This is a genomic window from Methylobacterium sp. CCH5-D2 (assembly GCF_001556475.1).
GTDB lineage: Bacteria > Pseudomonadota > Alphaproteobacteria > Rhizobiales > Beijerinckiaceae > Methylobacterium > Methylobacterium hispanicum.
Genome location: NZ_LSIX01000880.1, coordinates 1 through 4,710 on the forward strand (window position 1 = coordinate 1; position 4,710 = coordinate 4,710).

4 protein-coding genes and 1 pseudogene are annotated in these 4,710 nt (G+C 72.1%); 3 read left to right on the forward strand and 2 right to left on the reverse strand.

Annotated features, from left to right (window positions below):
* A pseudogene (locus tag AX737_RS23475) lies at window positions 1-870 on the forward strand (exopolyphosphatase); the annotation flags it as partial.
* Between the two features lie 226 nt (window positions 871-1,096).
* Here AX737_RS23475 and AX737_RS23480 read toward each other — a convergent pair.
* Window positions 1,097-3,430, reverse strand: coding sequence for an NADP-dependent malic enzyme (locus AX737_RS23480; protein WP_066925557.1), 2,334 nt, complete (start codon window positions 3,428-3,430; stop codon window positions 1,097-1,099).
* A gap of 66 nt (window positions 3,431-3,496) precedes the next feature.
* Here AX737_RS23480 and AX737_RS23485 point away from each other — a divergent pair, with 66 nt between their 5' ends.
* Complete coding sequence (locus AX737_RS23485; RefSeq protein WP_066925561.1) at window positions 3,497-4,102, forward strand: CatB-related O-acetyltransferase; 606 nt, start codon at window positions 3,497-3,499, stop codon at window positions 4,100-4,102.
* A 44-nt stretch (window positions 4,103-4,146) separates the two neighbouring features.
* Complete coding sequence (locus AX737_RS23490; protein ID WP_066925564.1) at window positions 4,147-4,410, forward strand: DUF3297 family protein; 264 nt, start codon at window positions 4,147-4,149, stop codon at window positions 4,408-4,410.
* Here the strand turns inward: AX737_RS23490 and AX737_RS23495 are convergent.
* On the reverse strand, window positions 4,368-4,694 hold the full coding sequence (locus AX737_RS23495; protein WP_066925567.1) for a hypothetical protein: 327 nt from the start codon (window positions 4,692-4,694) through the stop codon (window positions 4,368-4,370). The two genes, AX737_RS23490 and AX737_RS23495, sit on opposite strands and share 43 nt — an antisense overlap.
* Between the last annotated feature and the right edge of the window lie 16 nt (window positions 4,695-4,710).

Here is a 4,710-nt window from a genome sequence, read left to right on the forward strand (position 1 = left end):
GCGCTCGCCCGCCTGCACATGGCCGCGCGCCAGTACCCGCTCCACGTCATGCACGGCTACACGGTCGAGCCCTCGGACGAGCTGAGCTTCCTGCAGGTGGTCGAGCAGTCGGACGCCGCCCAGCTTCAGGACGTCGAGGCGATCTCGGAGGCGCGCCGACCGCTGCTCGCCTACGGCGCCGTCGTGCTGGAGGAGATCATCCGGGTCGGCCGCCCGCGCGAGATCGCGATCTCGGCCACCGGCGTGCGCGAGGGCCTGCTCTACGAGCAGCTCGACCGCGACGGGCGGGCCGCGGACGCGCTCCTGGCCGCGGCGGCCGAGCTGAACGCGCTGCGCGCCCGCTCGCCCGCCCACGCCGAGGACCTGATCGCCTGGACCGACCGCTTCGTGGAGAGCCTGGACGGACCCGAGACGCTCGACGAGCGCCGCCTGCGCCACGCCGCCTGCCTGCTCTCCGACCTCGCCTGGCGGGCCCATCCCGACTACCGGGGCGAGCAGAGCATCGCGCTGATCCAGAACGGCGCCTTCACGGGCATCGACCATCCGGGCCGGGCCTATCTGGCGCTGGCGGTCGCCCTGCGGCACGAGGGCGTGGCGCCCGAGAAGGCGAGCCCGGTCCTGCGGGCGCTCGCCGGCCCGCGCCTGTTCGAGCGGGCGCGGCTGCTGGGCGCCCTGCTGCGGGTGGCCTTCCCGATCTCGGCGGCGATGGGCGGGGTGCTCGAGCGGGCGCCGCTCACCGCGACGGACAGGACCGTGACCCTTCGCCTGCCCGCGTCGGCCAGGTCGCTCGGCAACGACCGGCTGCTCAACCGCGTGCGCGGCCTCGGCCGGCTGATCGGGCGGGACGGGAAGATCGAGATGGACGGGTAGCGGGCTCGGTGCGCGGAGGGTGCGGGGGCATCGTGCCGGCTCGGATCCGCGCTGAGTTCCTCGTCCGCGCGGCCCATCGCACACGACGACGCGCCGACATCCGCCACACCCTCCCCCGCAGGGGGAGGGCGGCGCGTTCAGCCGACCGAGCCCTGACCGGCGAGGCTGGCAGCCCGCACCGGACAGACCCCGCGCCCCATCCGGGATGGAGCGCTCGGCAAACGCCTCACTCCGCCTGCAGGCCCGCGCCGGTCTCCGCCGCGTCGCGCCCCGCATCGACCGCGCCGCCCTGCGCCTCGACCACCGCCGCCACCGTGACGTTGACGATGCCGCGCGCCGTCACGGACGGCGTGAGGATGTGGGCGGGCTTGGCCGGACCGATCAGCAGGGGCCCCACGGGAAGGGCGTCGGCCAGCACCTTGGCGAACTGGAAGGCGATGTTGGCCGCGTCCAAGTTCGGGAAGATCAGCACGTTGGCAGACCCCTTGAGGCGCGAGCCCGGCAGGACGCGGTCGCGGATCAACTCGGAGAGGGCCGAGTCGGCCTGCATCTCGCCGTCGACCTGAAGGGTCGGCGCCCGCTCCTGCAGCATCTCCAGGGCGCTGCGCATCTTCCGCGCCGAGGTCGAGTCGGACTGGCCGAAATCCGAGTGGCTGAGCAGCGCGATCTTCGGGGTCTGGCCGAAGCGGCTGACGTGGTTGGCGCAGGCCATCGCCATCTCGGCGATCTCCTCGGCGGCGGGGTCCGGCCGGACATGGGTGTCGGCCAGGAAGAAGGCGCCCTTCTTGGTGACGATGAGGCTCATCGCGGCGCATTGCGTGAGGCCGGGCTTCAGCCCGATCACGTCGCGGATGATGCGCAGGCGCGTCTCGAAACGGCCCTCCAGGCCGCAGATCAGCGCGTCGGCCTCGCCGCGGCGCACCGCGATCGCGCCGATCACCGTGGTGTTGGTGCGCACCAGCGTGCGGGCGGCCTCGGGCGTGATGCCGCGCCGGCCCGCGACCTCGAGGTAGGTCTGCACGTAGGCGCGGTAGCGCGGATCGTCCTCGGGATCGATCAGCTCGAAGTCGCGGCCCTCCTGCAGCGAGAGGCCGAAGCGCTTGAGCCGGGTCTCGACCACCCGCGGGCGCCCGACCAGGATCGGCTTGGCCACCCCGTCCTCGACGATGGCCTGCACCGCGCGCAGCACGCGCTCGTCCTCGCCCTCGGCGTAGATGACGCGCTTCGGAGCCTCCTTGGCCTTCGAGAAGAGCGGCTTCATGATGAAGCCGGAGCGGTGCACGAAGCGGTCGAGGGACTCGGCGTAGGCCTCGATGTCGGCCACGGGCCGCCCGGCCACGCCCGAATCCATCGCCGCCTTGGCGACGGCGGGGGCGATGCGCAGGATCAGGCGCGGATCGAACGGGCTCGGGATCAGCGAGCGGGGGCCGAAGGGCCGGGCCTCGCCGCCATAGGCGCGGGCGACGACGTCGGAGGGCGTCTCGCGAGCGAGCGCGGCGATCGCCTTCACGGCGGCGATCTTCATCTCCTCGTTGATCTTGTGGGCGCCCACATCGAGCGCGCCCCGGAAGATGTAGGGGAAGCAGAGGACGTTGTTGACCTGGTTCGGGAAGTCCGAGCGCCCGGTGCAGATCATCGCGTCGGGCCGCGCCTTCTCGGCGAGATCCGGCATGATCTCCGGGTAGGGGTTGGCGAGCGCCATGATCAGCGGCTTCTCGGCCATCTTCTCGAGGTACTCGGGCTTGAGCACCCCGCCCGCCGAGAGGCCGATGAAGACGTCGGCGCCGGGGATGACGTCGGCCAGCGTGCGGGCCTCGGTCTCCTTGGCGTAGATGTCCTTCCAGCGGTCCATCAGCTCGGTGCGGCCGGCATAGACCACGCCCTTGATGTCGGTCACCGTGATGTTCTCGACCCGGGCGCCGAGCGAGACCAGCAGGTTGAGGCAGGCAAGCGCCGCCGCGCCCGCGCCCGAGGTGACGATCTTGGCGTTCTCCAGGCTCTTGCCGGCGAGCTCCAGGGCGTTGAGCACCGCCGCCGCCACGATGATCGCGGTGCCGTGCTGGTCGTCGTGGAAGACCGGGATGTTCATCCGGGCCCGGCAGCGCTCCTCGACCTCGAAGCACTCGGGCGCCTTGATGTCCTCCAGGTTGATGCCGCCGAAGGTCGGCTCCAGCGCGCAGACGACGTCGACGAGCTTGTCGACGTCGAGCTGGTCGACCTCGATGTCGAACACGTCGATGCCGGCGAACTTCTTGAACAGGACCGCCTTGCCCTCCATCACGGGCTTGGAGGCGAGCGGACCGATATTGCCGAGGCCGAGCACGGCGGTGCCGTTCGACAGCACGGCGACGAGGTTCTGGCGGATCGTGAGGGTGGCGGCCTCCTGCGGGTCCTCGTGGATCGCCATGCAGGCGGCGGCCACGCCCGGCGAATAGGCCAGCGCGAGGTCGCGCTGGTTGCCGAGCGGCTTCGTCGCCTGGATCTCCAGCTTTCCGGGCTTGGGCAGGCGATGGTAGACGAGCGCCCCGGACTTCAGGTCCTCGGACATATTGTCGGCCATGGCCCTCTCTCCCGCTCGCTCTCAGCCCATGCGCGCACACCGCGGCGGCGCCCGTTGAAGGCCCTGTTGCACCGCCTGCGCAGTGGGCGCAACCCGAACAACGAGACACGAATCCACCTCGCGAAACTGGTTCGCCGGCACGGGTTCTCCATCGGCGCCTATTCCTACGGTCGGCCGAAGGTGCGCTTCCCCGAATCCGGCCGGCGCCTGACGATCGGCCGCTATTGTTCCATCGCCGACAAGGTCGAGATCCTGCTGGGCGGCGGGCACCGGCTCGACTGGGCGACGACCTATCCGTTCGCCGCGATGGAGGGACTGTTCCCCGACGCCGAGGCACCGGAGGATTACCACGTGGCCCGCGGCGACGTGACGATCGGGCACGACGTCTGGCTCGGCTCCGGCTGCCTGATCCTGCCGGGCGTCACGATCGGCCACGGGGCGGTGGTGGCCGCCCGGGCCGTGGTGACCCGCGACGTGCCGCCCTACGCGGTGGCCGCCGGCAACCCGGCCCGCGCGGTGCGCACCCGCTTCGAGGCCGACACCGTCGCGGCGCTGCTCGAGGCGGCCTGGTGGGACCTGCCGCACGCCACGGTGAGCCGGCTCGTGCCCCTCCTCAGCAGCGACCGCATCGACGACCTGCTGGCGGCGCTCGCCGTTGCGCGCCGGCCCTGAATCGCCTACCCGCGAGGCTCGGTTCTCAGCAGACGTACAGACCCATGTCCGAAACGCCCCCCGACCGCCTCGCCGCCAACCCGAACAGCCCGTACTACGACGAGAAGCTGCTGGAGCGCGGCGTCGGCGTGCGCTTCAAGGGCGTCGAGAAGACCAACGTCGAGGAGTACTGCGTCAGCGAGGGCTGGGTGCGGCTCTCGGCCGGCAAGACGCTCGACCGCGCCGGCAACCCGATGACGGTGAAGCTCAAGGGTCCGGTCGAGCCCTATTTTCGCGATGCGGCCTCCGAGGGGACCGCCGAGGCCTGAGCCGCAGCGCGCCTGAGCCCGCCCGCGTAGTCGCGGAGCGCCGCCGCGACCATCGCGGCGACCTGGGCCTCCGTCCGGGGCTCCCGCACCACGAGGCTCGCCAGCACCTCCGGATGCCCGCGCCGCTGCTTCGGCGTGCGGGCGTGGTTCGAGAGGCGCAGGCGCCAGGGGCCGTCGCCGTGCGCGAGGTAGAGGCTGTCGCCGCGCTCGTTGCGGGCGACCTCGCGGAAACCGTGCTCGGCGAGGAGGCGCGCCGCACGGGCGAGGGCGGCCAGCGGGGGCAGCGGAGCGGCGGGGGAG